Origin of the sequence: Corallococcus sicarius (assembly GCF_003611735.1) — a bacterium.
GTDB lineage: Bacteria > Myxococcota > Myxococcia > Myxococcales > Myxococcaceae > Corallococcus > Corallococcus sicarius.
Genome location: NZ_RAWG01000645.1, coordinates 1 through 1,163, shown reverse-complemented (window position 1 = coordinate 1,163; position 1,163 = coordinate 1). Strand labels below are relative to the sequence as shown.

The following is a 1,163-nucleotide window of genomic DNA, read 5'->3' as shown; positions in this document are numbered from 1 at the left end:
ACCAGGAGGGGATGATCTTCTCTCCGGACGGCCACTGCCGCGCGTTCGACGAGAAGGCGCAGGGCACGCTCGCGGGCAACGGCGTGGGCGCGGTGGTGCTCAAGCGCCTGGAGGACGCGGTGCGGGACGGCGACGCCATCTATGCCGTCATCCGGGGCTCGGCCATCAACAACGATGGCCGGCACAAGTCCGGCTTCACCGCGCCCAGCGTCCAGGGACAGGCGGCCGTGGTGACGCAGGCGCTGACGAAGGCCGGCGTGTCACCGGAGGCCATCGGCTACGTGGAGACCCACGGCACCGCGACGCCGCTGGGGGACCCGATTGAAGTGGCGGCCCTGACGCGCGCGTACGGCTTGGGGCCAGCGCACCAGGGCACCATCGCGCTGGCGTCGCTGAAGACGAACATCGGCCACCTGGACACGGTGGCGGGCCTCGCGGGGCTTATCAAAGCGGCGCTGTCGCTGCACCACGGCGAGATTGCGCCCAGCCTCCACTTCGAGCGGCCCAACCCGCAAATCGACTTCGCGGCGGGCCCGTTCTTCGTCAACACCCATCTGCGCTCGTGGCCCCGGGGTGAGACGCCCCGCTTCGCCGCGGTCAGCTCGTTCGGCATTGGTGGCACCAATGCCCACGCCATCCTCGAGGAAGCTCCCATGCGGCAGAGTGGTTCCACCACCCGTTCCCACCAGCTCGTCCTGCTGTCCGCGCGCACGCCCGAGTCGCTGGAGGCGGCGTCCCGCCAGCTCGACGCGCACGCGCAGGCCGGTGGGGCGGAGTTGTCCCTGGCGGACCTGGCGTTCACGCACGCGGTGGGCCGCAAAGTGTTTGAGTTCCGCCGCGCGCTGGTGGTGAAGGACGCGGCGGACCTGGCGAAGCAGCTCCAGAAACCGGCGCCCGTGGCGAAGGGAACGAGTCGCGCGCCCCGCGTGGCATTCGTTTTCTCCGGCCAGGGAGCGCAGCAGGTGGGCATGGGGCGCGAGCTGGCGGAGGCCTCGCCGCGGTTCCGCGCGCACCTGGAGGCGTGCCTCGCGCTGCAGGACGCGCCGCTGCGGGAGCGCGTGTCGGCGCTGCTGCGGCCGGCGGAGGGCGCGGACGTCACGGCGAGCCTCGCGGACACGCGCGTGGCGCTGCCCGCGTTGTTCAGCGTGCAGGTGTCGCTGGCG

General features: G+C 72.1%; 1 protein-coding gene. It reads left to right on the top strand.

What is annotated here, in order from left to right:
- Positions 1-11 precede the first annotated feature (11 nt).
- Positions 12-1,163, top strand: a 1,152-nt coding sequence (locus tag D7X12_RS41460) for a ketoacyl-synthetase C-terminal extension domain-containing protein (protein WP_341868276.1), incomplete at its 3' end; no start/stop codon positions are given.